The 24,102-nt window shown below is 60.6% G+C and carries 15 protein-coding genes and 7 pseudogenes; 14 read left to right on the top strand and 8 right to left on the bottom strand.

All coding sequences use genetic code 11. From position 1 onward, the window contains the following. Positions 1 to 146 precede the first annotated feature (146 nt). The 6 genes and pseudogenes from NKJ93_RS32155 (at position 147) to nolL (ending at position 7,113) form a co-directional block, all read left to right on the top strand. Positions 147 to 416, top strand: a complete 270-nt coding sequence (locus NKJ93_RS32155; RefSeq protein ID WP_352593330.1) for a helix-turn-helix transcriptional regulator — start codon at positions 147 to 149, stop codon at positions 414 to 416. Further along, the gene (lepB, locus tag NKJ93_RS32150; protein ID WP_352593327.1) at positions 413 to 961 is read left to right on the top strand and encodes a signal peptidase I; all 549 of its coding nucleotides are present in this window, start codon (positions 413 to 415) and stop codon (positions 959 to 961) included. The genes NKJ93_RS32155 and lepB overlap by 4 nt, the downstream gene beginning before the upstream one ends. Next, positions 949 to 1,635 carry a lytic transglycosylase domain-containing protein gene (locus NKJ93_RS32145; RefSeq protein WP_352593324.1) on the top strand — a complete coding sequence of 229 codons (687 nt, stop codon included), beginning with the start codon at positions 949 to 951 and terminating at the stop codon, positions 1,633 to 1,635. Before lepB ends, NKJ93_RS32145 begins: the two co-directional genes overlap by 13 nt. A 192-nt stretch (positions 1,636 to 1,827) precedes the next feature. Further along, on the top strand, positions 1,828 to 3,798 hold the full coding sequence (gene rlxS / locus NKJ93_RS32140) for a relaxase/mobilization nuclease RlxS (RefSeq protein ID WP_352593321.1): 1,971 nt from the start codon (positions 1,828 to 1,830) through the stop codon (positions 3,796 to 3,798). A gap of 988 nt (positions 3,799 to 4,786) precedes the next feature. Continuing rightward, positions 4,787 to 4,900, top strand: a pseudogene (locus NKJ93_RS32135) (SMC-Scp complex subunit ScpB); the annotation flags it as partial. A 1,168-nt stretch (positions 4,901 to 6,068) separates the two neighbouring features. Then, positions 6,069 to 7,113 (top strand): annotated as a pseudogene (nolL, locus tag NKJ93_RS32130) (nodulation factor fucose acetyltransferase NolL). Between the two features lie 9 nt (positions 7,114 to 7,122). Here the strand turns inward: nolL and NKJ93_RS32125 are convergent. Both NKJ93_RS32125 and NKJ93_RS32120 read right to left on the bottom strand, forming a co-directional pair. Then, positions 7,123 to 7,360, bottom strand: a pseudogene (locus NKJ93_RS32125) (hypothetical protein); the annotation flags it as partial. Positions 7,361 to 8,142: 782 nt separating this feature from the next. Then, complete coding sequence (locus NKJ93_RS32120; protein ID WP_352508099.1) at positions 8,143 to 9,789, bottom strand: MFS transporter; 1,647 nt, start codon at positions 9,787 to 9,789, stop codon at positions 8,143 to 8,145. Positions 9,790 to 10,070: 281 nt separating this feature from the next. On the opposite strand from NKJ93_RS32120, the pseudogene NKJ93_RS32115 reads away from it, so the two are divergent. The 3 genes and pseudogenes from NKJ93_RS32115 to NKJ93_RS32105 form a co-directional block, all read left to right on the top strand. Next, a pseudogene (locus NKJ93_RS32115) lies at positions 10,071 to 10,286 on the top strand (hypothetical protein); the annotation flags it as partial. Positions 10,287 to 10,375: 89 nt separating this feature from the next. Then, a complete protein-coding gene (locus NKJ93_RS32110; RefSeq protein ID WP_502904414.1) occupies positions 10,376 to 10,717 on the top strand; it encodes an FMN-binding negative transcriptional regulator in 342 nt (113 codons plus the stop codon). A 917-nt stretch (positions 10,718 to 11,634) separates the two neighbouring features. After that, complete coding sequence (locus tag NKJ93_RS32105) at positions 11,635 to 11,778, top strand: hypothetical protein (protein WP_352502718.1); 144 nt, start codon at positions 11,635 to 11,637, stop codon at positions 11,776 to 11,778. Positions 11,779 to 11,991: 213 nt separating this feature from the next. On the opposite strand, the gene NKJ93_RS32100 is transcribed toward NKJ93_RS32105, so the two are convergent. The 3 genes from NKJ93_RS32100 to NKJ93_RS32090 form a co-directional block, all read right to left on the bottom strand. Continuing rightward, on the bottom strand, positions 11,992 to 12,501 hold the full coding sequence (locus NKJ93_RS32100; RefSeq protein ID WP_352593318.1) for a GNAT family N-acetyltransferase: 510 nt from the start codon (positions 12,499 to 12,501) through the stop codon (positions 11,992 to 11,994). Next, positions 12,502 to 12,786: a type II toxin-antitoxin system TacA family antitoxin gene (locus NKJ93_RS32095; RefSeq protein ID WP_352453587.1), complete on the bottom strand. Its 285-nt coding sequence runs from the start codon at positions 12,784 to 12,786 to the stop codon at positions 12,502 to 12,504. It abuts the gene before it with no gap. A gap of 538 nt (positions 12,787 to 13,324) precedes the next feature. Beyond that, the gene (locus NKJ93_RS32090; protein ID WP_352453586.1) at positions 13,325 to 14,509 is read right to left on the bottom strand and encodes a glycosyltransferase family 9 protein; all 1,185 of its coding nucleotides are present in this window, start codon (positions 14,507 to 14,509) and stop codon (positions 13,325 to 13,327) included. 320 nt (positions 14,510 to 14,829) lie between these two features. On the opposite strand from NKJ93_RS32090, the gene NKJ93_RS32085 reads away from it, so the two are divergent. Then, positions 14,830 to 15,006, top strand: a complete 177-nt coding sequence (locus NKJ93_RS32085; protein WP_352457364.1) for a hypothetical protein — start codon at positions 14,830 to 14,832, stop codon at positions 15,004 to 15,006. Between the two features lie 85 nt (positions 15,007 to 15,091). On the opposite strand, the gene NKJ93_RS32080 is transcribed toward NKJ93_RS32085, so the two are convergent. Beyond that, positions 15,092 to 17,158: a carbamoyltransferase family protein gene (locus NKJ93_RS32080; protein ID WP_352593315.1), complete on the bottom strand. Its 2,067-nt coding sequence runs from the start codon at positions 17,156 to 17,158 to the stop codon at positions 15,092 to 15,094. A 1,012-nt stretch (positions 17,159 to 18,170) separates the two neighbouring features. Between NKJ93_RS32080 and nadE the strand changes: the two are divergent. The 3 genes and pseudogenes from nadE to NKJ93_RS32065 all read left to right on the top strand — a co-directional run. Next, positions 18,171 to 18,502, top strand: a pseudogene (nadE, locus tag NKJ93_RS32075) (NAD(+) synthase); the annotation flags it as partial. A 404-nt stretch (positions 18,503 to 18,906) separates the two neighbouring features. Beyond that, positions 18,907 to 19,989 carry a sensor histidine kinase gene (locus tag NKJ93_RS32070; RefSeq protein ID WP_352593312.1) on the top strand — a complete coding sequence of 361 codons (1,083 nt, stop codon included), beginning with the start codon at positions 18,907 to 18,909 and terminating at the stop codon, positions 19,987 to 19,989. A 661-nt stretch (positions 19,990 to 20,650) separates the two neighbouring features. Continuing rightward, on the top strand, positions 20,651 to 20,908 hold the full coding sequence (locus NKJ93_RS32065; RefSeq protein WP_352593309.1) for an aminopeptidase: 258 nt from the start codon (positions 20,651 to 20,653) through the stop codon (positions 20,906 to 20,908). Between the two features lie 2 nt (positions 20,909 to 20,910). Here NKJ93_RS32065 and NKJ93_RS32060 read toward each other — a convergent pair. Beyond that, positions 20,911 to 21,229, bottom strand: a pseudogene (locus tag NKJ93_RS32060) (integrase); the annotation flags it as partial. Positions 21,230 to 21,420: 191 nt separating this feature from the next. Between NKJ93_RS32060 and NKJ93_RS32055 the strand changes: the two are divergent. Continuing rightward, on the top strand, positions 21,421 to 23,082 hold the full coding sequence (locus NKJ93_RS32055; RefSeq protein ID WP_352593307.1) for a tannase/feruloyl esterase family alpha/beta hydrolase: 1,662 nt from the start codon (positions 21,421 to 21,423) through the stop codon (positions 23,080 to 23,082). A gap of 242 nt (positions 23,083 to 23,324) precedes the next feature. Here the strand turns inward: NKJ93_RS32055 and NKJ93_RS32050 are convergent. Further along, a pseudogene (locus tag NKJ93_RS32050) lies at positions 23,325 to 24,102 on the bottom strand (site-specific integrase); the annotation flags it as partial.

The following is a 24,102-nucleotide window of genomic DNA, read 5'->3' as shown; positions in this document are numbered from 1 at the left end:
CAGCCTCGAGCCCCGCGCCGCAACCGGCGCGGGGCTCTTCTCAAGAAGGGGCGGCGAAAACTCGCCCCCCACTCTTCGCCCGTCCCCAAAACGATCTCGCTCGCCGATCCTCGCCTTCGCTTGTCCGTAACGAAACGAGGACCATCATGGACGACGAAAACGAACGCGCGGCCCGCGCCAAGAAGGGCAGTCCGTTTCTCAACACCGCGCAGGCCGCCTTCTATATCGGGCTGTCCCAGCGCACGCTGGAGAAGATGCGGCTCAAGGGCGGTGGCCCGCAATTCCGTAAGCACGGCCGCTATGTCCGCTATCACATCGACGAGCTCGACGACTGGTCGAAGGGACGCGCGCAGGCGACCAGGCCCGAGGATGGCGGGCACGATTCCGGCTCGGCCGGTGAGGGAGGCCGCTCATGAGCCGGCGTCCCACTATCCGTCTGATCGGCAGCCATGTGCGGCGCATTCGGGCGCGCAAGACGATCGCCGTGGCCACAATAGGCCTCGGCCTGATCGGCTTCGCCGCTTTCGACAACCCATCGCCCTGGCTGGTGTGGAACGCCTCGGCCAGTGCGCCGGTCGGCCTCTATCGCGTCGCGTCCGGATCACCGGCTCGTGGCGATCTGGTGCTCGTGCGCCCGCCAAAACCGGTCGCCGATCTCGCCGCCGAACGCTTCTATCTGCCCAGCAATGTGCCGCTGGTCAAGCGCCTTGCCGCGCTGCCTGGCGAGCATGTCTGCGCCTTCGGCGACGCCATCATCATCGGCGGCGAGATTGTCGCGCGCCGGCTGGCAACCGACACGCAGCACCGTCCGCTGCCTTGGTGGAATGCCTGCCGCAAGCTCGCCGCCGACGAGTTTTTCCTGCTCGGCAACGATAGAAACCGCTCCTTCGACAGCCGCTATTTCGGGCCGGTGCCGGCCGAAAATATTGCCGGGAGGCTCGTGCCGCTATGGACCGAGTAACCCTCCTGATGCTGGGCATAGTCGCGATAGCGCCATGCGCCTGTTCCGCCGCGACCGACGCTCAGCCGGCCGCCATCTCCCGTGGTCCGCAGCTCCAACGATGGCAGCACTTGATAGCCGAAGCAAGCCGGCGTTTCAGCATTCCACAGCCCTGGATTTATGCCGTCATGGATGCCGAAAGCCGGGGGCAGACAATGCTGGACGGACGGCCGATCGCCTCACACGCCGGCGCTATTGGCCTCATGCAGGTGATGCCCGGCACCTACGAGGAGATGCGCGCAGAGCTTGGCCTGGGAGCCGATCCGCACGACCCTCGCGACAACATTCTGGCAGGTACTGCCTATCTGCGCGCCATGTATGACCGCTTCGGCTTTCCCGGCCTGTTTGCCGCCTATAACGCTGGGCCGGACCGCTACGAACAGCATTTGCAGCGTGGGCGACCGCTGCCCAGCGAGACGGTTTCGTATCTGGAAGAGCTCAAGGCGGCGGGGATCGCGGCCGCCGACATGGACGCGTTCACCGGCAAATCCCGTTCCGGAAAAGCGCCGGAAATCCCGTCCGGGCAGTCGCTGTTTTTCCTGCGAAACGGTGTTTCCGCGACCGATCCGAATGGCCAAATTGTGGTGCCGCTCGGATCGGAGCGAGCAAGGTCAGGCCGGCCGGATCGCAGGTGAGGGCAGGGGTACCGGGGTCGGGCGGGGCAGGGAGGCAGGGAGGCAGGTCCGCGGAAGGCAAGATAAAGGCATCGCCTCCTGGAGGCGGCGAAGTCTTTGTCTGCACATCGTTTTTCACGGAGGCTGCCTTCAGCGTCAGGAGAGCTGCTGCCGACAAACCTCTGATTTTGTTAAAGATTGCTAGGAGGCTCAATGCAGGATGAAGAGTTCAAGCCGAGCCTGGGCAAAATCGGATCGCGCGGCTCGAAGGCAGGCAAGCGTTTCGCCGGCCAGATCCGCGCCGCGATCAACCGAGCCGGCGGGGGCAGCGGTCGCCGTGGCCGCTTCATCGGAAGCCGGGCGGGGCGCGGCGGGGCTGCTGCCGCCGTTCTCAGAGCGCGCGACCCCCACGCGGCGTTTCGGCAGCGGCGCGCCGTCGTCAAGGCGCGTATCGTCAAGCTGGCCGGCAAGGGTGTTGACGGGGCACGTGCACACCTTCGCTACCTCCAGCGCGACGGCGTCACCCGCGAAGGCGAGCCTGGCGAGCTCTATAGCGCCGACAGCGCCCGCGTCGATGGTAAGGCCTTCATCGATCGTGCCGATGGCGACCGGCATCAGTTCCGCTTCATCGTCGCCCCTGAAGACGGCATCGAGTATGATGACCTGAAGCCGCTCACGCGGCGCCTCATGGCGCAGATGGAAGAAGATCTCGGCACCAGGCTCGACTGGGTGGCCGTCGATCATTTCAACACTGGTCATCCGCATACCCATATTATCGTCCGCGGCAAGGACGACCGCGGCGAAAATCTTGTCATCGCGCGAGACTACATCTCGTCTGGAATCCGTGAACGGGCGGCCGAGCTGGTCAGCCTCGACCTTGGCCCGAGAACGGACCGCGAGATCGAGCAACGCCTGCGCCAGGAAATGGAGCGGGAACGCTTCACCAGCATCGATCGGCAGCTGCTCCGCATGCGCGACCATGAGGGGCATGTCTCACCGGCCAGCCGAGACACGTTTCGCCAGACGCTGCACCAGGGCCGCCTGCGCAAGCTCGAGCGGATGGGTCTGGCTGAGGAAGTCGGCTCGGGCCGCTGGCGCCTTGATGGCGAGCTTGAAGCGACGCTGCGCCGCATCGGCGAGCGGGGCGACATCATCAAGACCATGCACCGCGAACTGACCGGCAAGGGGCTCGCCCGCAGTGCCGCCGACTATGTCGTCCATGATCGATCTGCAGAGCAGATGCAGCCTGTCGTCGGCCGCATCGTTGCGCGCGGCCTGGCCGACGAAATCACTGACCGCCATTACCTCGTCGTCGACGGCGTGGACGGCAAAAGCCATTATGTTGATATCGGCAAAGGCGAGGCCACCCAACCCACGCCAGAGGGCTGCATAGTGCGGGTCACGCCGAGGGACACCGGGCCAAGGCAAGTCGACCGCACAATTGCCGAGATCGCCACGGCCCATGACGGGCGCTACAGCATCGATATCCATCTCAAGCATGACCCGTCGGCCACCGAACGGTTTGCCGAAACGCACGTGCGGCGACTGGAGGCGATCCGCCGGGGGACCGGTCGTGTCGAGCGCGAGCCGGACGGCACCTGGATCGTCGCACCGGATCATCTCGACCGTGTGTCTGACTACGAGCGTCAGCGGGCCGGGGCCGAGCCTGTCACGGTTGACAAGCTCTCATCGACGCCGCTGGAACAACAAGTCAGCTTCGACGGCGCCACCTGGCTCGATCGAGAGCTGGTTTCCGACATACCGGAGGCCTTGCACAGCTCTGGTTTCGGCCGCGATGTCCGAGAGGCGCAAGGCCGCCGACGGCAGTGGCTGATTGCGCAAGGTCTTGCTCGGGAAGAGCAGGACCGGATCGTCTATCGCGCCAACATGCTTTCGATGCTGCGCCAACGCGAGTTGAACCGCGTGGCCGGCCAGTTGTCGAACGAACTCGGTCTGCCCTATTCTGAAGTCCAGAGTGGAGATCGAATAGAAGGCACGCTCCGCCGCTCCGTCGAGCTCGCCGGCGGAAAATACGCTGTCATCGAGAAATCGCGCGAGTTCACGCTGGTGCCATGGCGGCCGGTGCTTGAGCATCATATCGGCAAGGAGGTTTCCGGCGTCGTGCGTGCAGAGGGGATTTCATGGACCATCGGCCGGCAGAGAAGCGGACCAAGCATTTCGTGACATGGCTACACAACTTCTTTTGCCCGCGTTGAAACAGGTACTCAGTCCGGACGGAGTTCGCCTGCTAATTGCCCGCGGCATTGATCTCGCGAGGGATAAATGGCTGGTCGTGCAAGACTTATCGTTCGCTCTACAAAATGCGCCGCGATGATTCATCGTGTTCCATGATTCTGAGCCAAAACCCTCCTGCGCCACCACCGCACTCTTCCCGGTGCCACGGAAGCCGCGCCGACGCGGCGGTGCCGGCCTGGTTGCACAGGGCTGCCCCCGACCCAAACAGTTGCGGCGCATTGAGGACATTGCAATCACTGACGGTGCAGCCATCGGCGCGCTCGATGAGATGGTCCGCCAGCTAGAGAGGTGGGCTGGCGCCTGGTGACAGCGCCTAGGGCTTTCGGCGGCCGTGGTACGGCGAAGCAGGCTCGCGGCGTCGAGGATGAAGCCGCACTTCGCGATGTTCTTCTGCTCACACGACCGGGAGACAAGGTCAACCCCGCGGGCCGGATGCTGTTGACCGGGCGTGAACTGGCAGCCCATCCCGCTGAGGATCTTCTAACGGGAGAAACCTCGCTGCGGCGGGGAAGATTTCGATCGTCGCCCGCGACGACGAGGCGGTCAGCGACCTGACCAGACGAGCTCGGCAGCTTTCCGCTGCGGCATGGTGACCGGCGCGATCATGGCCGCCGAATGAGATCGCTTCGAACGCACCGTCGGATGCTGGCTCGCCGACGCTTTACTGGCGGAGCGCCTGGGAGGGACAATGCGGTGCCGCTACTGGGCACCGAGGCAGCTTTGGGCATGAGACCCGATCAATCGCGCCGGGCCGCGACGGTCATTGCGGCATCTGGAGTCGAGGCCGGGTCAGACCGGGGGAAAAACTGCTCGTCGCGTAGGAGCCCCGCGTTGCGCGCCGTCGATCTTTCCGCCCAACTCGGCGCCGCGCGGACCGGGGCTTGCCATTGCCCCGAAACTGAGGCCAAGGCGACGGACCCGCCCTGCGTATACCGACGCCCGCCGCGCCGCCGTCGGCGGAAACGAGCGGGCCGTGGACCTCACACAATCTGAGGTGCTGGTGACGATGTGCATCGCCTACTTCCATCCGCACTCCTACCCACGAGCTCACCCGTGCGCCCGCGGTGCTGCGAACCCGCCGACGAATATTTGGCAGAAGCCGGAGCTCAGCCCCGACGAGTTTTTTGGCCTTGACCGGCCGGAAGGTGCGACCCGAGCGTCGGGACAAAAAGCCGGGAAGGGGAGGGCACCAGCCCGGTTGAAGCCAAGGGCATGATGATGTGAGGACGATCTGCTGGCAAGAATTTGCGGAGATCGATGCTGTCCTGGCGCGCTCGTCGAAGAGCTGAGCGGCGCCGACGTGGCTGCTCGAAGGGAGAACACTTCACTGCGTGACCGGCCGGACCTGATTGCGATCTCGATTGGAATAAAGAAGACGACGGGCCGAATGGCAGGATTGATCGCCAAGATGCGCGATTTGCCGGCTGTCCTGCGCGCGTGCGGGAGTCGCCACCATGAGCTTTACGACAAAATTGCCGGCACAGGCCGATTTTGTTGCTCGAATGCTATCAGGAGGCGATCGCACGCCCCGCAAGATCGGCCAGTGCGGATGCTTGGCCAAGCTGCTCGGCGCGTCGTGAGATGTTGCCCGTCGGATGGGTGATGCTTTAGATCAGGCGGATCTCCACCCAGTCGCCGCGCAGGTCGAACCCAGCGATTTTGTGGCACGCGCTCGAAAGGTGCTGCACCGCGGGAATTGCCGCCTCATCCATGCACTGCAAGAGTCGCGAAAGGGCGGTGACCTCCGAAGCAAAGTCCTATCCGTGGGCGGTCACGTGCCCTGATGCGCATGTATCCATCGTGCGCATGCATTCCATAAACACAATCGATTTTACCGACCAAAGAGAATAGCGGATACGGTCCGTTTCTTGAGGAAGGCTTATGGACCGACCGGCGCCGCTTGACCATTCGAAACCAATCGAAGTTGGCCGGCGCGAGCCCTGACTTCCGGTTGATCTACATTCCAGGCGGCGGCACTGCCGCTATTGAGGCGATGAGGACGAAGTTCAATGGAAATATTGCGGCCTTCTAGCCCAGAACAGGCCTGTTCCGCTTATGTCGTGCTGCGGCCCTCCATCCTCTCCATTACCGGCTGGATTGGGGTGCGACAATCCAGAATGGGATCCGAAGATGCCGTGCGTGAACCACTCTAGAAGCAAAGTGGGAGCAGTAACGGCAGGATATCGGCTGGAGGTCTGATGCTTAATCACAAAACAGTCGGTTCGAAGGGGCGAGACTCGCGCCCAGAAGGGGCAAAGGCCCGAGACCTAAGCGTCGATTTCGCCAATACTTTGGCATCTATTGCAATATGTTGTCTATCGAGGCACTGACGACTTTTGGCTGTCGCCATATTTTAAGTCGATCTACATGTTTCACATGCCCCTCTTTATGGCGATAAGTGGATATCTTTCTTCGGGAGCGATTCTGCGCAAATCGTTCCGTCAAGGCGTCAGTGATCGAGCAATGCAACTAGTATTGCCCATGCTTTTTTGGTGTGCGTTGATTTGGATATCGAAGGCCGCCGTAATGTCTTCGGCGAACAGTTTAACCAGTGGAATGTTGGATTTTTTTAGGGAGTTCATTGGCACATACTGGTTCATCTGGGCAGCTTTCGCGTCCTTCGTCCTTATTAAGTTGCTCACGACTTTCAATGGCTCGTCGGTGTGGATCATAGGCGCTTCTGCAATTGCGATCGCGTTCGCGACGTCCCGTGGTCAATAATCCCGTTGGTACGATACACATACCCATTCTTTTGTTTGGGGTTCTTGTTTGCGCAGCCGATTGGATGGCAGGCAGCTAGCATCAGGCGCTACAAGGATATTTTTGTGGTGTTACTTTCTATGGCTGCGTTCATGTGTTTTCTTGCTTGGGGAAAGGAGACGTACGTCTACACTCGTTTTGATCTATGATGCACAGTCGGCCAAACAAGTGTTGCTGATGTTCGCGGGCTCGGTAGCAACTTCTGCAGTGGCGATGCAGCTTATATTTCTATGCTGGAGAATTGGCTATTCAACTCGCGCAGCTCGCTTTGTCGCGGTGGAGCTTGGTCAGAGCACACTGCTGCTTTACCTGCTTCAGGGTGCCGTGTTTCGCTTCATGGAGCTAATACCGTTCGGAGAGCTTTGGGATCTCACGAGCAGAATCGAGTTCGCCACTTTGCTTGGTGCGGCGATTGCTGTCACAGCGATGACAATTCGCAGGATTGTGCGCCACCTTGGATATGTGTCGCGGAGCTATGCTTAATTTATGATGTGACTGCCGACAGTTGGCATTGAAGTCATTGGCGAGCCACGCCGGCGTGGCATTCCCCTCACGGATCACTTGATCCGCCGCCCGAAGTAAGGCGTGCCTGTAGGCCGGGATCGGTCCCGAATGCTCGTAGGACGGCAATTCGCTCGGGAGCCCGATCAGATTTGAAGCTCCGCGACCGTCTGGCGCCGAGCGCAGCCCAATAGAAGCGCTTCTGACCAATCGTCGCGTTCATCTCCAGGAAGCCCGCCTAGCAGGTTGTGACCACTGCTGTGGCAATGCAGCAGTCCTGGATGGCTGCATCAAATAAGTCCAAGATGCCCCGGGTGCGCTTCCACCGCACCACCGGGACGTTCGCTGCAGCTAAACGCAGAAAATCCAGGCGCGCGCTGACGCATCGTGAAAAATTCATGGATTATGTCAGCTGGTAAAATGACCCGATCCAATTTCAGTCGATCAATCAGCGCCCTTCGTCGGGGCTGTCGGTCCGCATCGCGCCTGACGGCGGCGCTATGCTGGTGCTCCTACGGCCGCCCTGTTGAACCGCTTTCTCCAGCACCGAACTGAATTGGTCCCGCTGGCGGACATTTCGATGCTTCCGCCTTGTAGGGCTTCTTTGTTGCGGCCGCCTCTGCGGCACGGCTGCGCCGACGTGAACGTGCTTGGCGGCACGTTTTGTCAGGGAGGGGAAAGAGGCGCGCGGCCCTCTCCCTGCAAGCCGCCGCTGGCGGATTCCTCCGTCTGCCCGCTTCGCTCCGTGCAGACCGGGGAGACCCCTCCGCCCCCCTTGCTCCCCGCTGCTCGCCGCGATGCAGGGGGACAGGCGACCTGAACCCGTGCCCAAGCCGATCTGATGGCGGAGGCGGTGGGGCTGGACATGGGCCCGTGGTGGACATACGTGCCACACAAATCCTCATGCTCGCCTAACCGGCCGCAAGGTATGGCAATCCGGGCTGACCCGACGAAAGAAGGAGTAGGTCTCGGCCATTCCCGTGTCCGAGCCCAGAAAAGTTACTGGTTTCCTTACGGGCGCGATACAAAGGGCACAGGCTGGACTTGGCTGCCGGGGGCGGGGCTTGTCGACCGCTCGATCGAAAGTGAGAGACGAGGAGGAGAATCACCGACCTGCAGAGCGGCAAGGCGCTCGCCTACCTCCCTGTCAGTCACCGTTAGCCGATGGTTTAGACGAAGATAGTCCGTCCATGTCGGCGTGCGGAATGTCTCGGTCCAAAGAGTCGAGTTCTGAAGATCGCGCTGGAGGGTCCAGTCCCGCGCACCGGCACGGCTCTGAACGCGCCGCCTTTCGCGCATGCAGCTCAGAAATTCCTCGATATTCTCCTCGGGTATCGAGTACTCCACCTTGATCACGATCGGGCCGCTCCTGGGCTTCAAATCGAGGGCCAGTTCTGGTGGCCTGAAGTCGAAGGCCCCTTGATCCGATTCCTCCCATAGCCGTACCGGCAATAGCTTTCCCACGGCTGCAACCAGCAACAGCGCCGCTGCAGCACCTTCCAAAGCCCACGTCAGGGAATAGTACTGCGCGACAGCACCCCAGATCCAGCTGCCCGCTGCCATGCCGCCGTAGGTCAGGGCGTAATAGATCGACAGGGTGCGACCAACGACCCACCTTGGGCTTGCCAACTGCACACACACGTCGGTTCCGGTCCAGGTGACAACCCAGCCTGCGCCAGCGATTGCAAGCGCGATCGCTGCTACAGCCACCGATGATGTGAGAGCCAGTAAAAGGCAACACGTTGCGCAAGCAACGGATGCGAGCGTGATCAATCGATTTTGGGACGTGATGCGTCGCAAGTAACTATTGCCAATGCCCGCGATGAAGGCGCCTGTGCCGAAGCCGGCTAACAGGACGCCGTAAACAATTGGCCCCCCCGCCAGTTGGTCGCGAACCACGAGGGGGAGCAGAGCAAGGATCGAGATGCTTGACAGCCCGAACAGGGTTGCGCGCACGATCGCCACTCTGATCTCCGAGGAGATTGCCGTGAAGCGCATGCCATCATGAATGGCCGTCGTCATCCGCTCGCGCGGAAGAGGCGAAGAGCGAACTTGCCACTTGGAGCGCAGCACAGCGCTCAACGGGACCAGGTCGGTCAGCGCAGCGAAGGCGAAAGCCGTAAGGGGGCCCAGCAAAGCCAAAATTACACCGCCCAGCGCCGGTCCTATACTCCGAACCACGTTGTACCCCACCGACATCAGCGTCACTGCAGCGGGTATGTCGCGCTTTTCCAGGATGTCGCCGACCGAGGCGTGCCAGGCTGGATCATTCAAGGCAAAGCCGCATCCCGCCAAGAAACTCAGTCCCAAGATCAGCCATGGACTGACAAAGCCCAGTCCAACAGAGAGAGCCAGCGCCGTGGATGCCAGTGCGATCAGGCAATGTCCGGCAAGCATCACGCCGCGGCGGCTGAAGCTGTCTGCAATCGCTCCAGCAAGGATCGACAAGAAGAAGGCGGGCAGTGTCGATGCAGCCTGCACGAGCGCAACCATCAGATCGGAGGCTGAAATCGTTGCCATAAGCCAGCTTATAGCCACGCTCTGCACCAGCCAGCCAAGGCTGGATATCTGCGTGGCTGTCCAGATCGAACGAAAGACCGGATTCTGAAGAGGGATCAGTGTGTTTGCCGCAAAGGGCGGGGAATCTTGACGCCGCATGACTTCTCACCTCCACCACGTAGTTCTTTCGCTCACTCACTTGCTGACAGCGGTGCGCTTACGCACAGCTGCGTCACAACCAAGTTCCGATATCGCGCTCGCAACAAAGTAGATGTCGCATCCACGGTGCTGATGCGCGATGAGTGTGCCAGTTGGGCGTCAGCTGGTCTGGGTCGCGCAGCCCGATGGGGTGCGGTCTGCCCTGCGACTCTTGGCCTTGGACGGTGCTACCGCCCCGATGGCCGGGTTGTCAAACTGCCACGGTGCCAGCAGCGAATCCTCTGCCGATCGTCGGCCGCAGGATCGCGGTGGTGGCGGACGAGTATTCTGATCCGGAGAAAGGCAGCGGCGCGGTCAAGATCACGCCGGCGCACGACTTCAACGAATTTGAGGTCGGCAGGCGCCATAAGTTGCCGGCGATCAATATTCTCACCGTAGAGGCGGCGGTCACCCTCACGGACAATGACGACTTTCTCGCCGGGCTGGAGGTGACGCCGTAGCGCCACGCGGTCCGGGACGAGCTCGACGGTCTGACGCTTACATCTCGCCGAACTGGTATCCAAGCAAGCATGAATTCCATAACCAGGTGCCGACGTGGAACTATCTCGTCGTCCACGCCCACGGACGCATCACTGTCCGGGATGATGAGCGCTATGTGCGCCGTAACGTGGCGAAGCTCACTCACATGCATGAAGCCTCGCAGCCTGCCCCGTGGAAGATGGGCGACGCGCCGAAGGACTTCATTGACACGATGGTGAAGGCGATCGTCGCCCTGGAAATCGAGATCACCAGCCTGGTTGGTAAATCAAAACTCAGCCAGAACAAAGAGGTGCGCGACATTCAGAACGCTGGTGAAATGCTGAATGCCCGAGGCGTCAATGGGATGGGAGAAGCGATGCTCGCGGTTGCGGTGGCCAAATCCCAATAGCAACTATCTTGTCCCGACAAGCCGCTGGTGCTGGATTTCCAACGGGTGACCTTGAGAGACAAATGCTTCGGCTCGCCGGAAACGCGACCAGCATCTGACCACCCGCTATGCGGCAGATGGACAAGAACTCAGGCCGCCATCGCCAGCCACATCCGCAATGCCGCCGGATCGATGGAAGCTGCTTACCCCGCCAGCCTCTCCGGTCATGCCGCCTGCGTCGTTAATACCTTGAACAGCAGCCTGGCGGTTAAACCGCCTTGCGTGTTCGGTATGGCGGCACAGCGGTTTGGAGATCGGAGCCGACTGGCAGCGAATGCCAGCCCCACGGTAGCGATGCCTCGCAGCCAGGTTGGATGACCAAGCAGCGGCATGTGCGGCAGGCTTGCACCCGCTTCAGATGCGAGACGGGTCAAGACAATCATCCTGCACAACGCCACGCGGCGGTGAGCCGGTTTCGAAAAGGGCCGGCCCCGGCCGTTCATACAAGTGGAGTTGGGGGCGCGGGGCCGGATCAAGCCTATCGCGTTGGACCCGCCGGGACCGCGCGTACATCATCCCGGCAACGCCAGGCGCTCGCCTGGCGTCATGCGGGCTTCGGCTTGGCGCGCCGAATGTCTGGACCGGCATCGCGGAGCAATGGCGCACCAGTCTCCGACATGGTGCGTAGTCGCCATGCTGCCCCTGGCCAGATCGTAGATGACATCGGCTTGTTCGCCATGGCGAGCCGAAGCACGTTGACGGCCGTGCCGGGTGACGCGCCGTCCCAGACTATCATCCCAAAATCGGCGCGCGCCATCTCCCGGTCTTTGGCGCGCGTGGATCCAGTATCCTCTAGCGCCTTCAGGAGACGGGACCCGGTAGGCAGCCCAGTCGCCCAGATCATTGCGGGGTTCCTTGGCCGCATGGAAGACCCCGACATGTTTGTAGCCGTAGCCCGCGAGCAGGCCCTGCGCCTCGGCATCGGCTCCAGACGCGTCGCCAATCAGCACGCCGTGCACGGCAACAACGATTGGGCGGATCCGAGCGACGGCAGGTTCCGGCAGCTCAAATATCTCGCGTGAACCACCTATGAATATCATCGACATCATGACTTTCCCTTCTCTCCAGGGCTCCCTCGCTCTGACCGCCGTCTCCCTCTGGCCCTGCGTGAGGGGTCACCCGAACGCCGAGACGGCGAAGCCGGCTCGGGGAGCGGCGGGACGCCGCAACTAGAGCCCGGTCGGCGGCAGGCCCGCGCGCAGACCTGCCGCTCCGGAGGCGCTACGCGCGCGGAGCTAGCGGCCTTTGTCGGCCAGCCAGAGGCTCACGTCCTGGATCGAGCGCATGAGCACCGACGGATTGTCCCGCGCGGGAATGAAGCCCCAGCTCCGCCAGTAGCGCTCGGCCTCGGCGTCGATCGCCCGCACCACCACCGCGCGGCCGCCGACGATGTCGGCGCCGGCGACGCAGCGATACAGCGCGTCCTTGACCAAGCCGCTACCGACGCCTTGTCCGGCATAGCGGTGGTCGACGGCGAGTTGTCCGATCAGCAGGCAGGGGATCGGATCGGGCGGGCGTCCGGTGCGGATGGCGCGCGGTGCGCTATTTGGCTGGATCACGCCCGGCGCGAGGCCGTAATACCCGACGACTGTTCCCTCGTCGTGAACGACCAGGACGCGGGTAAACCCGCGGGCCTGGTTCGTTCGCGCGAAGCCGGCCAGCCAAGCATTGAGCGCCGGCTTGCCGCAATCGAAGCTGTCGAGGCGGTGTGCGTGGTCGAGGAGTTCGATGCCTGAAAACGCCACCTAGCGGTCCCAGGGCGGGGACCGACGCAGCCGCTCGGCCGCCTTCGCCGGGGGCGCAGCGGCCGGGGCTGAGATCGCCTGCATGAAGGCGTCATAGGCTTCCGGGGACACGCGGATGACGGTTTCGTTGAGGATGGCCGCCTGCGCCTCGTGCAGCGCGGCGCGCCGCATGAACTCCGTGCGCGACAGGCCGAGCAGCTCCGCGCCGCGGTCGATGATGGTGAGATCATCGTCGCGAAACCGCATCGAGACGGGTGCTTCCTTCCTGGTGGGTGTGGTGGCCATGGCGCGCTCCTGTGCTGCGGACGTATATACGTTAGTGTAACGCGGAACGCAATACTGCGTTCCCTGGCGACGTCTCGTGGCGGATGGTCTCAGGATTTCTCGCCGCATCGGTTCTTCTCGGCTTCTCGCCCCAGTCGCCATTGCCGCAACCCAGAGCAAGGTGGCTTTGGTCAGCTCCGGCGGATCAATTACGGCTTAGAAAGCGCATTTGTTTTTGGCGGCCGGATGAGCGGGTCCAGAAGCGAAGTCGCTGCCATGACTGTCGCCGGACGAGCCCCGGCTATCCCGAACCTGATGAACATCTGACGCGATGGCGACTTTCGGGCCGTCACGCCACAAAGGAGGAACGGCTATGAAGGCTGGGCGGCGGCACTTTCATTCTCAGGCGCCGCTCTATGCCACCTGTCGGCCAATGTGACATCGCCACTGCGGTCCTTCGAACAAGTCGATTCGATTCTGAATTTCGGCCTTTGGATGATTGTAGCGATTGAATCAGCGACAAGGGCTGGGCAATCGCGGTTGTGGTGACCGCGAGCCACTAAGCTTGTGCCGTACCCTTACAATGATTCATCAAGGCGTTTACCTCGGCAATCACGAGATCCGGCGTGATGTCGAACTTGCATCGGACTTTGACCGGACAATGCCGCACTTGGTCCAGACCACATCCGCGACATTCAATAACACTCATAAGCATGCTGACCAAGGGACCTCGAAACCCCCAAATCTCCGGTAGATGTGACGCCGTGAAAATGCCGATAGTAGGGCGGCCAAGCTGGGCAGCGACATGGCCGGTGCCTGAATTGTTCGAAACGACGAGGGCTGCCGAATTCACGAGACAATTGAATTCCAATTCTGACAAGTCGACAGCCGTCCGAATGTTCGCGGCCCCACGTTCCCTAGCTATCTTCGCAACCTCCTCAAGCGCTTCCAGGCATTCGCCACGGCCAACGAGGACCACCTCACCACGGGTCGAAAGAGCAGCGACAACTTTGCCAAAACTTTCAATCGGCCAATCTCGCAGGCTGGAATTGGAGAACGGAGCCACGACAATCGGGGCATTGCCTGTAGTCGAATTCTGTGGGTGACCCGCTCCGCTTTCGAAATAGGCAGCTGCCTTTGCGACCAGAAAGAGGAGGATTTCTGACACATGCTGGAGACGCACCTGCTTACGGTCAATGAACCAATCAAGCCATCTACGGGGGATTTTGTTAGCAAGCCCTATTTTTTGGACCAGCTTGTAGAAAATGGTTCTGCGCAGTTTCAGATTGAATGGCGCTATCGCAATATCGATCTGATGCATGCTGTACGGATCAACTATCGCCGCACGGTGCCTGGCGGGAACTTCAAGCAAGATCGGCCTTGTTTCTTCCGGAACACGCATATCAATGGCAAGATCAAACTCGCCGGTCAGCAGCGGCCTTATGTCCGCGGCTTCTTTGCGCGTTTTGACTTTTGGGTTGCGAGGAAAAAAGTCAAAAGCAACGTGATCGTCGGCGAGGTCGAACTGTTTTGCAGTAGCGATGTTCCAGCTTCCCACCACCAGCGTAATGTGGGCATGCGCAAAACGCTGACGAAGGTCCTTTAGAGGCCCTAGAGACATCCAAAAGTCGCCGACATGATCAAGCTTGAGGACCAAAATTCTCATCCTTGCGCTTGACTGTTCCGGCTCTTCCCAGCTGCGGTATATAATTTGATTGCCGTCGTGCTTTGTAAAATATGCCATTGCCATTCCGAAGATTATACGGTCAACACTGATAGCCCGGTGACGCGTGTGTAGGTTGGAGTGCTCCCCACTTTGTCCGCGTCTCCGCAAGAATTCTGCCATCAGATCCAAGCCGCGCTCCAGCAGGAGCTGTTGGGCGAAGTCTGCATCTCTAGCGATGGTAGCGCGCCAAGAAAGCCAGCTATGTCCCGACCCGCAATGTGAGGGGCTTCGTCACGGTCTCGCATGCAGTGAGTTCGGCAACGCCGAGTAGACGGTGATCGCCAAGCCGCCGTCCCCAGATCTCGGAGCATAACGGCAGTGGCCTCGCTCTTTGGTCGATGCTGATCCTGAATGCGACCGTCGCCGCCGGCGACGACACCGCCGGCCGCATTGACCGTCTCGGGCACGCCCTGTCGCTGTGGTCCCGCATCACGGTCGCTAGCAAGGACCCGCCGCAGCCGCTTTTTTCTGCGCGTCCGGTCGTCCAAGGTGAAGTGGACGAATCAACCCTGTGATGAAGTCGACTGCCTGCCAGCGGTGAGGTGGCAGGCGGCATCGATGAACACCATTATTCGCCGAGCTTGGATAGCGGCACCTCTATCACGCTGAGAGCCTGTTATGCTGGTCCAGCGTTTGATCGCAGTCTTGATCCATGCGAGCAGCTTGTGAGGGATGCAATCGAACGAGGCGCTGCTCCCACAGCCGTCGCAGGCCCTCCATCAGAGCTTCACGCTTAGCCTGATCCGGCGCAATTGTACTGAGGAGATCTCCCAACACGGCTTCGCCCTCAATCCGCATCAGCAGATTAAACAAGTCGTGTGAAATTCGTAGACTGTCACTGCTGAAGTGGGTCGTGCTGATCTCGCAGTGAGTCTCCCGACGATCTGGCGCTTTGTAAGCGCGGGTTTGATGGAGGGACACATAGGGCGGCAACGAAACCGCAAGCGCAGTCCAATCCTGCAGCGTTGCAGCCCGCTTTTTTACCAGGAAGGGCCCGACCACAAGTCCATCCAGCTCTGTCGTCAGAAAGGTGGCAATCGCGTCTGCAACCGAATCCACGATCGGTTCGGCATTGTTGTTAAAGGACGTATTGAGCAGAATTGGAGTGCCTGTGCGCTTCTTGAACGCATTGATGACCTCCCAGTACGCGGGATTGGCGTCGCGCGATACTGTTTGCAGGCGAGCGGTACCGTCGACGTGCGTGATGGCACCGAGCAAGGCGCGCTTTGAGTCACGCACGCGAACGACGAAATTCATGAATGGAAATTCGTGCCTACCGTCCGGGAGGTCGAAAAATTCGCTCGCATCCTCCTCCAGCACAGATGGCGCGAAGGGCCGATAGCCTTCGCGCTTCTTGACCATCGCATTGATCCGGTCCTTGTTTGCGGCGGGCCGAGGGTCGGCAAGAATGCTGCGGTTGCCCAGCGCACGTGGCCCAAACTCCGAACGACCCTGCACCCAGCCGATCACGGCGCCGTTGGCGATCCAGTCGGCTGCACTGCTTGCCACGTCATCAGAGCGTTCAACCTCGAGATGTCCGGCCCATGCATTCAGTTCCTGTTGCACGGCGCGCTCGCTCCCGAGATCAGGACCCCAATAGACCCCCTGCAGTCGCTCACACGGCGCGGGGCGGCCCATCTCGTTAGAGACTATCAGCGCAGCTCCCAATGCGCAGCCAGCGTCGTGAGACGCGGGTTGCACGAAAATGTCTTCGAAAAGCCCTGAATACAGCAGCTTACCGTTCATCGTGCAGTTGTGGGCCACCCCCCCCGCCAGGCACAACCGCTTCATGCCGGTGGCCTCACGGTGATGCCGGAGAATGTGGAACACGATCCGCTCAAGCGCTTCCTGCAGTGACGCACTCACATCTCGATGCTGCTGGGTGAAGGGCATTCCCTTTCGCCTGACCTCGATATTGCGGAGCAACGCCGGACCGATGCGGTCGAGGTGAACACGGTAGCCACCGCCGTTGGCGGAGAGCTCGTAGAACTGCTCGAAGAGCTCGCGATAGGGAGCGGGGTCGCCGTAGGGCGCGAGTCCCATTACCTTATACTCGTCGAACAAGCCGTAGCCGAGATAGCGGATCGTCTCGAGATAAAACAGCCCAAGAGAATTGTTCTCGGGGAAAGCCTCGAGTTGCGTAATTTCTGTGCCAGACCCTACCGCCAAGAGGCCCGATAGGAAATCACCAGAGCCATCAATCGCTAGAATGAGACTTTGTTCGAAGCCCGACATTGCAAAGGCGCTCACGGCGTGCGCCTGATGATGACCTACGAATGAAATACGCGAACTGTCCAACTTAGTGCCGAACTCACGCGTTAACAGATCCTGCACCAACGTTTTAGCATCCAACGGAATGGAGAGAATGTCCGGGTGGGATGCGGACATACCTTCAAGCATGGCGTTGGCATAGGGCTCGCTGGCGTAGAGCGCGACGCGATCAATGTCGTTGAGCTGAACCCCCGCCGCTGACAGACAGTATTGAATCGAACGAATTGGGAGCTTGTTGGAGTGTTTCATCCGATTGAGGCGTTCCTCTTCGACGGCTGCTATCACCCGTCCGTCTCGGACGAGCACCGCGGCGCCATCGTGCATAAAGGCGTTCCGAAGCTCGAATCGGTTTTCATGGACTTGGTCAAGTCCGCCGCTAATTCCTAGACACAGCATTTCTTTCTCCACATAGTGACGGGCAAGCCAAATTGGCCTGCCTCAGACCGTTTCCAACTAAATAGGCCGCGTTGTCGCTTGCAGCTGCAACCGCCTGTCAGGCATCACCGGCATCAAAGAACGCCTCATAAGGGTCCGCCTGAATCAACATGAGATGCTTCGATCGTGGCGCCTGCCATTCCATGACGCCGAGAGCTTGGCTGGATCATCGAATCTTGAGCGGCTGCTGACTTGCATGCCGGCGATGCCGTTTTCATCTGCAGCACGAACTTGTGACGCGGGCTGCCTATATCCTTGCGAAGGGGCGGCTGTTGACGAATAATGCCGCGCCGTGAACTGGCCCGATTTCATTCCCCGAAAGACCGTCGCACAGGCGACTGACATGTGCTGCACTGTCCGCCTGCTTCCCGGTCGCACATCCGATAACGCCTTCGCTTGTGCAGGAGGCCGCATCGCGTCATTCGTCGGCCAAACATGGCACCGACTGGAAGCCCGGCAATACCGCGTAGATGTAAAGTGCGCTGATGTTGTATGGTAGCGCTGCCGGCCGGGTCTCCAATCCTCTGCCCAAACGAGCGGACTGCCTGCGGCAAAAAGCCCGCCACAAGCAGAATCGCGCTGGGCAGCTGGCTCGCCTGCAAGACTTCGCAGCTCAGGAACATTGGGGACGACTAGCGTCGAACCGCCGACATGATCGGCCAGTTGCAACTCACTTCTCGGCACGACCTCCACTGCACGTCAGGGCGCATGGAAGATTTTCTCCTTTGGATGGGTGACCGGTGCGGACGTGCTTTTGTCCATGCAAGATTTCCGAAGAGTTATGAAATCGTTTGTTTCGATCAAAGTCATCCACGCTATGAATAGCTGCCGGACATGCGCTTCAAAGGGGCTTAGGCTTCCCGGATGGCTACTCCGATTCGAAGCGCGTGGCATTCCATGCGCTCTATGACAACATTTTTCAGCAAAGGGTATGAGAGCAAACCCACACTTCTTTTTCAGAAGTCGCTTCGAAGCAGCCGAGGCCTTGATGGGCTTCTTCACCAAGTTCGGCGATGGTGCCGCAGACATTCTTCCTCTTTCCGGGCTGAACAAGCGCAGAGTTCGCGCCTTGGCAGTGTATCTGGGCGCTCCGTCTGATCTTGTTGAAAAGATCCCGACCGCCGACCTGGAGAACCTCGTCCCGGTCTCACATACGATGAGATTGACGACTTCCTCGAAGGCCAAGAGATCAACGAAGCGGCGCACAGGCGTATACTTCATGCGCATTCCAGCACAGCCCATAAGCGAGCGCTTCCCGTCACAACGATTGCCATGACGGGTTCGATATTTAGGCATCGGCAATAGCGTCTCAACATACACGATCGATGGGCTTGCCGCAGTTAGACAGCTAGCGGCCTGAATTACCGCTGGAGCGAAGCGCTGCTCTTTCAGCCCGCATGCGGTCATGAGGTTGACAGTGTCGGCACGTATCGCCGAGGCCGGCACGCGAACTCATTCTCCCTGAATGCCTGCTCTATCGATCTTCCGCAGCGTACCCACTTGACCGGTCGCTTCGACATTCCAGGCACCTGGATTCTAGCCGATCCTTGCCGCTCTCGTTCGGCCGGTCGCAATGCTGGACGTGCGGCCGTTACGCGATGCAGAGCTGGTTGTCAGATGCGTGATGCGAAACGTGAGATGCAGCTCCAGTTTTGGCGATGGCGGGCTCGCCGCATTGTTGATATCATCCGCACAGAACAGGCGCGCAAATGACATCGGATTCAGAGAAGGCTGAGGCGGTCGAGCAGTTACTTGATACACCTGACCTTGCAACCGCACTGGAAAGCGAACAGTTCAAGAAATTCCTCGACCAGGTGCCGATCGCCATAGCCGTTTCGGACCTTGCCGCTGAAGAGCGCGTGGTCTACGCCAATCCGGAATTCGAGAAACTCTCAGGCCTGATGGCCGCCAGGCTCACCCGAGAAAACTGGGCGGCCCTTTTAGGCACGGGCCTCCATCAGCAAAAGGACAGGCCGCTAGCCGAGGCGGTGGTCGAGGGAACCGATTTGGTCGGCACCTTCAGGCTGGAGCGCGGCGAGGACAAACCCGCGATCGTCGACGTTTATTCCAACGAGATAGAGGACGATAACGGCAAGGTTTGCTTCCGGCTGGTGGCGCTGGTCGACGTATCGGCTCACGGCGAGGCGGGAGATCAGCGCTCGGTGGAGGAGCGTGTCAGCGAGAAAGACACGCTGCTGCGCGAACTGCAGCACCGGGTGAAGAACAACCTGCAGATGATCACCGCGCTGATCCGGCTGGAAAGCCGCAACGCGACCGAGGCCGACCGGAGACGGTTTGAGCGGCTTGCCGGTCGCGTCGACGCTCTGGCGATCCTCTACCAGACGCTAACGGCCGACGAGCCGAAGGAGGAGGTCGATCTTGGCGTCTATCTCAGCCAGATCGCGTCCGCGGTGATGAGCTCGCATGCAGTCGAGGGGATCCGGCTGGATATGAAGGTGGATACATATCCCGTGTCAATAAACGTCGCCATGCCGGCCGGGCTGGTCGTAAACGAATTGCTGACCAATTCACTAAAGCATGCGTTCCGGGGCCGCGATGGCGGCACGATAACACTGCACAGCGTCGTCGATGGCGACGGCTGCCGGGTTATAGTGGCGGACGACGGAATCGGCCTGCCGGAAGGCGAGGTGTGGCCCAAACCAGGCAAGCTCGGAGCGCTGATCGCGCGATCGCTGACCGAGAACGCCAAGGCGCAGCTAGCCGTCGAGTCCAGCGCCAACAAAGGGACGAAGGTGACCATCGTTTTCAAGCGGTCGGCGGCAGCAAGCTGAACGGTTGCTGTCGAACTAGCAGGCTGACGGCTGGCTTCATGTCGCGGCTTTGAGCAGGTGGCTGCAAATAGGCTAGGTCGCCCTTCACGGCCTGCTTCACATGGTCGAGGTCTTCCATTATGCTCCAGGCTTGCTGCTTCCGACTTCGGCGGCCAGTCCATCCCCACCTAGCGGAAGGCACTCCCGCCTGATTACGTTGCGGCTTGAGTCTTGACGGCGGGGGCACCTGACGCCTTCGCGCTCATCACGCGCGGGCCGGCAATTCAGCAGCGAGTCATCGCTTGGCCAATTTTGCCGAGGACGAAGGTCTAACCTACAAATAAAATTGGTCCGACTGTTCGTGGCCGGAGGTAACCGCGAATTTGCGCTATCGGGACAGGAGAGCAGTGCTGTAGGCAAACCGCGATGCGTGCATTCGTTCGATTGGTTCTACGATTATCCTGACGCCTGGGGTGACCAGTTGCACCAGTATTTCCTACTACGCGCAATCTTTGTAGGGTCATGTGCAGATCATCGCGGCCCGCCAAGACATCGGAAAACTGATCGACGATCCTTCAACCCCTGAGATATTGCGCGCCCGAATGGCATCGGCGGCCGCCACATAATAGTTTGCGGCAAAGACGGCCGCGATCGAACGGCTGAGGACGCGCTCGCCAACAGATTGCGCGACAGACGATGGGGTGGATACCGCGGATACGACGCCTGGTTCGATGCTCCGATCAACAACGCGAAGCTCGCCGCGACTTCCGTCTACAGCGATTTGGTTCAAAGGCTTGGCGCGTTGGACAAAGCTCGCCGCGCCGAAGCGCGATGCATAGAAGCCGGGATAGTCGCCCGAACACAAGTCGAACAAGCGGAGTGGTCGACCGTTTCGTCCTCCCCGGGGACGAGCCGGTTGCTCTGGCCTGGGGCGACCTGATGGGTCTTGCGGAGCACCGTCTCCAGCATGGCGATCAGGTCTTCGGGAAGTATGGCCTCATTCTGCACAGACGGTTTTGCATGGCTGTTACGGATGCCGGCGGGCACGGTGGCGATATGGCGGTCCTTTCGATCGAGCGGCTCGCCACGCTGCGTATAATTCCACGCCAGGGAGGAGAGACGGCGCTCGATCGTCGCCACAGAGTTTGGTTTCTTGTCTCCTGTAACCTTTCTGGATGCACAGGCCGTGATGTAGAGGCCGACGGTCTGCGGATCAGGCGGCAACACCTCCGAGGTGCTGCCGGCGCGCCCAGGCGCAAAAAATCCGCTCTCGACCGAGCGGCGTCAGACCGGTATTCTTATGGATGTTCATCCGGTCCCCCTGGAGTCACTGAAGCTTCGACAATCTCAGCTTTCCCGGTTCGGACCGGATGGACAAGCTACTGAAAGCTCACAACTAGCTACCAATGCGATCAGCTTTCGGGCTATCGGGCGCATCCAGGGAGGATGGGTATGTTCTTGGCTAACGGGCTCAAGCTGCGGAACCGCGGGTGCACGCTGGCACTGATGTTGGCGATCATATGTGTATGTGCGCCTGCACTGGCGGCAAACGCGTCGGATCAGGCGTGCCGGTCCATCGCCAAGCTCAAAATTCCAAGCGTGATCTTTACCGAGGCTAGCCTTCAAAAGCCGCAGGAGATCCCCGCAGATCCCTTCACTGCATTCACCGGCGCCTCGCCTCAGGCGGTAAAAGTGGGCGGGCACTGCCTTGTCCGAGGTGTTATCGGGAAACGCCAGGGGGTCGATGGTCAATCATATGGCACCCGGTTTGAGGTGCGTCTTCCGACGACCTGGAATGACATGTTCCTTTTCCAGGGCGGCGGCGCAGTTGATGGCTTCCTGGCGCCGGCCGTCGGGACCATTCCTTGCCGGAACTCGACCGCGGCTCCCGGGCTCTTGCGCGGCTACGCTGTTGTAAGCATGGATGGCGGGCACCCAAGCCCCGATCCGGCTTTCGGGGTCGATCAAGCCGCACGCATTGATTTTGCGTACGCCTCCATTGGCAAAGTCACTTCGGTCTCGAAGCAGGTGATTGCAAAGTTCTATGGGGCGGCCCCGAAAAAGTCGGTGTTCATGGGATGCTCGAATGGCGGTCGTGAGGCGTTGATAGCGGCTCAGCGATATCCGCTCGAGTTCGACGGCATTGTTGCAGGTAGCCCGGGTTTTCGTCTCAGTGCCGCCAACATTGCCGAAGCCTGGGATACTCGCCAGTACATGAGCATCGCTCCCAAGGATGAGGCCGGCCATCCCATTCTATCCCGCGCCTTCTCCCAGCAGGATCTGAACATCGTCGCCAAGGCGGTTCTCGCTGCCTGTGATGCTCGCGATGGCATTGAGGATGGCGTCGTCAACGCCTGGCAGCAGTGCCGGTTCGACCCAAAGGTCCTGTCCTGCCAAGGCGATAAGACGGACAGCTGCCTCACGGCTGGTCAAGTGCAGGCCATGAGCCGCGCGTTCGCGGGTCCGGAAAGCTCCGATGGCGAAAAGCTTTACAGCGATTGGCCATATGATACGGGCGTTGCGGGCGCGGACTGGAGAATGTGGAAGCTGGGCAATTCCCCCACTTCCCAGTCGGATGCAAATAACATCGTTCTGGGAGCCCGCTCGCTTCAATACTACTTCATGACGCCCCCGGCGCCGAATTTTGACCCCCTGAAGTTCGACTTCGACAAGGATCCGGCACGCGTTGCGGATACGGCCAAGCTCAATGATGCGACCGGCACGTATCTCGCCAGCTTCGCTGCCCACGGTGGAAAGCTGCTCTTGTTTCAGGGACTTTCCGATCCGGTCTTCTCAGCCAACGATCTGGTGCGCTGGTACAAGCAAGTCGTCGAGGTCACAAGCGGCGGCGATTTGGAAGCGACTCGCCGTTTCGTGCGCATGTTCATAATCCCGGGGATGACCCACTGCGGCGATGGCCAAGCCTTCGACGACTTTGATCCTTTGGCCGCCATCGAGGGCTGGATAAACCAAGACAAGGCTCCGGATTCTCTCGCGGCTGGCAGCAAGGCATTCCCCGGCAAGCACCAGCCGATCTGCGCTTATCCCACTCAAGCTGCCTATGGCGGTAAGGGAAATCCCGATGAGATCGCGAGCTATTCGTGTCGGGGATAAGAGACCTCGTCATTTGTTCGCTTCAATCTGCGCGCATTCCCGGAACAGGTCTCCCGGACCAAGGATCGGTTGGAAAAGCTAAACCCGGAATTTGTGGGCCGTGCCATAACGCAGTTGATGATCATGCCTGACTACGAAGCGTCGGCCGCCGATAGTCTGGACACAGCGCTCGCTGTGCTCGATGAGGTAATTGTTATCGCCTGAGATCTGACCGCCTCATCCCAGCGGACAAAACGGGGGCATCAGAGCCCGGACGCCTTGGTGAGATTTACGCGGAAACGATCGCGCCGGCGCTGATAATTTCGCGTCATCTCCGCGGAGGCATGGCCGAGCTGTTTTTGCACATAGCGTTCGTCGACCTCGGCCGACGAGGCGAGGCCGGCGCGCAGTGAGTGGCCGGCGAATTTCTTGGCCCGTTCGCCCTCCGACAGATCGCCGCGCACGCCGGCGGCGAGCGCCGTGCGCTTGACCAGGCGTGCGACCTCCTGGTCGTTCAAGCGATCGGCACCGACGGCTCTGCCTTGACCAGCAACGCGCCGAAACAGCGGTCCGTGCGCAATGCGCGCCAGTCTTAGCCAGGTCTGCAGAGCGACCACAGGGCAGGTGGCGTCGGAGGAGCCGCGGCCGACCTCGACCTCGCGCCAGCCGGTTTTGCGGCGCAATGTGACAAGCAGACCCTTATCGGCAAAAATCTCGACCCAGCCGCGCCCGTCCTCGGTCTGATCCCTGCCGACGTCGAGGCCGACGATTTCGGATCGGCGAAGGCCGCCGGCGAAACCCAAAACCAGCATGGCGCGGTCGCGCAGACCACGCAGCGTGCCGCGGTCGAGGGTCTCGAAGATGCGATCAGATCCTCGGGCAGGACCGCTTCCTTCTGCCGGGGAGGGGAGGCGTGGGTGTTTCGAACGCCAGCCATCACCGTGGCGATATGCCGGTCCTTGCGGTCCAGCGGCTGGCCGCGCTGGGCAAAATTCCAGGAGAGCGACGAAAGCCGGCGCTCGATGGTTGAAACGGTCTTGG

Origin of the sequence: Mesorhizobium sp. M0028, from assembly GCF_040323855.1 — a bacterium.
Classification (GTDB): domain Bacteria; phylum Pseudomonadota; class Alphaproteobacteria; order Rhizobiales; family Rhizobiaceae; genus Mesorhizobium.
This window is presented reverse-complemented; position numbering and strand designations above follow the sequence as displayed.

Bases quoted from the DNA above. Each gene is read 5' to 3' on its own strand.
- NKJ93_RS32155 (WP_352593330.1), top strand. From the start codon at position 147: ATGGACGACGAAAACGAACGCGCGGCCCGCGCCAAGAAGGGCAGTCCG.
- lepB (WP_352593327.1), top strand. From the start codon at position 413: ATGAGCCGGCGTCCCACTATCCGTCTGATCGGCAGCCATGTGCGGCGC.
- NKJ93_RS32145 (WP_352593324.1), top strand. From the start codon at position 949: ATGGACCGAGTAACCCTCCTGATGCTGGGCATAGTCGCGATAGCGCCA.
- rlxS (WP_352593321.1), top strand. From the start codon at position 1,828: ATGCAGGATGAAGAGTTCAAGCCGAGCCTGGGCAAAATCGGATCGCGC.
- NKJ93_RS32120 (WP_352508099.1), bottom strand. From the start codon at position 9,789: ATGCGGCGTCAAGATTCCCCGCCCTTTGCGGCAAACACACTGATCCCT.
- NKJ93_RS32105 (WP_352502718.1), top strand. From the start codon at position 11,635: ATGTTTGTAGCCGTAGCCCGCGAGCAGGCCCTGCGCCTCGGCATCGGC.
- NKJ93_RS32095 (WP_352453587.1), bottom strand. From the start codon at position 12,786: ATGGCCACCACACCCACCAGGAAGGAAGCACCCGTCTCGATGCGGTTT.
- NKJ93_RS32090 (WP_352453586.1), bottom strand. From the start codon at position 14,509: ATGGCATATTTTACAAAGCACGACGGCAATCAAATTATATACCGCAGC.
- NKJ93_RS32085 (WP_352457364.1), top strand. From the start codon at position 14,830: ATGCTGATCCTGAATGCGACCGTCGCCGCCGGCGACGACACCGCCGGC.
- NKJ93_RS32080 (WP_352593315.1), bottom strand. From the start codon at position 17,158: ATGCTGTGTCTAGGAATTAGCGGCGGACTTGACCAAGTCCATGAAAAC.
- NKJ93_RS32070 (WP_352593312.1), top strand. From the start codon at position 18,907: ATGACATCGGATTCAGAGAAGGCTGAGGCGGTCGAGCAGTTACTTGAT.
- NKJ93_RS32055 (WP_352593307.1), top strand. From the start codon at position 21,421: ATGTTCTTGGCTAACGGGCTCAAGCTGCGGAACCGCGGGTGCACGCTG.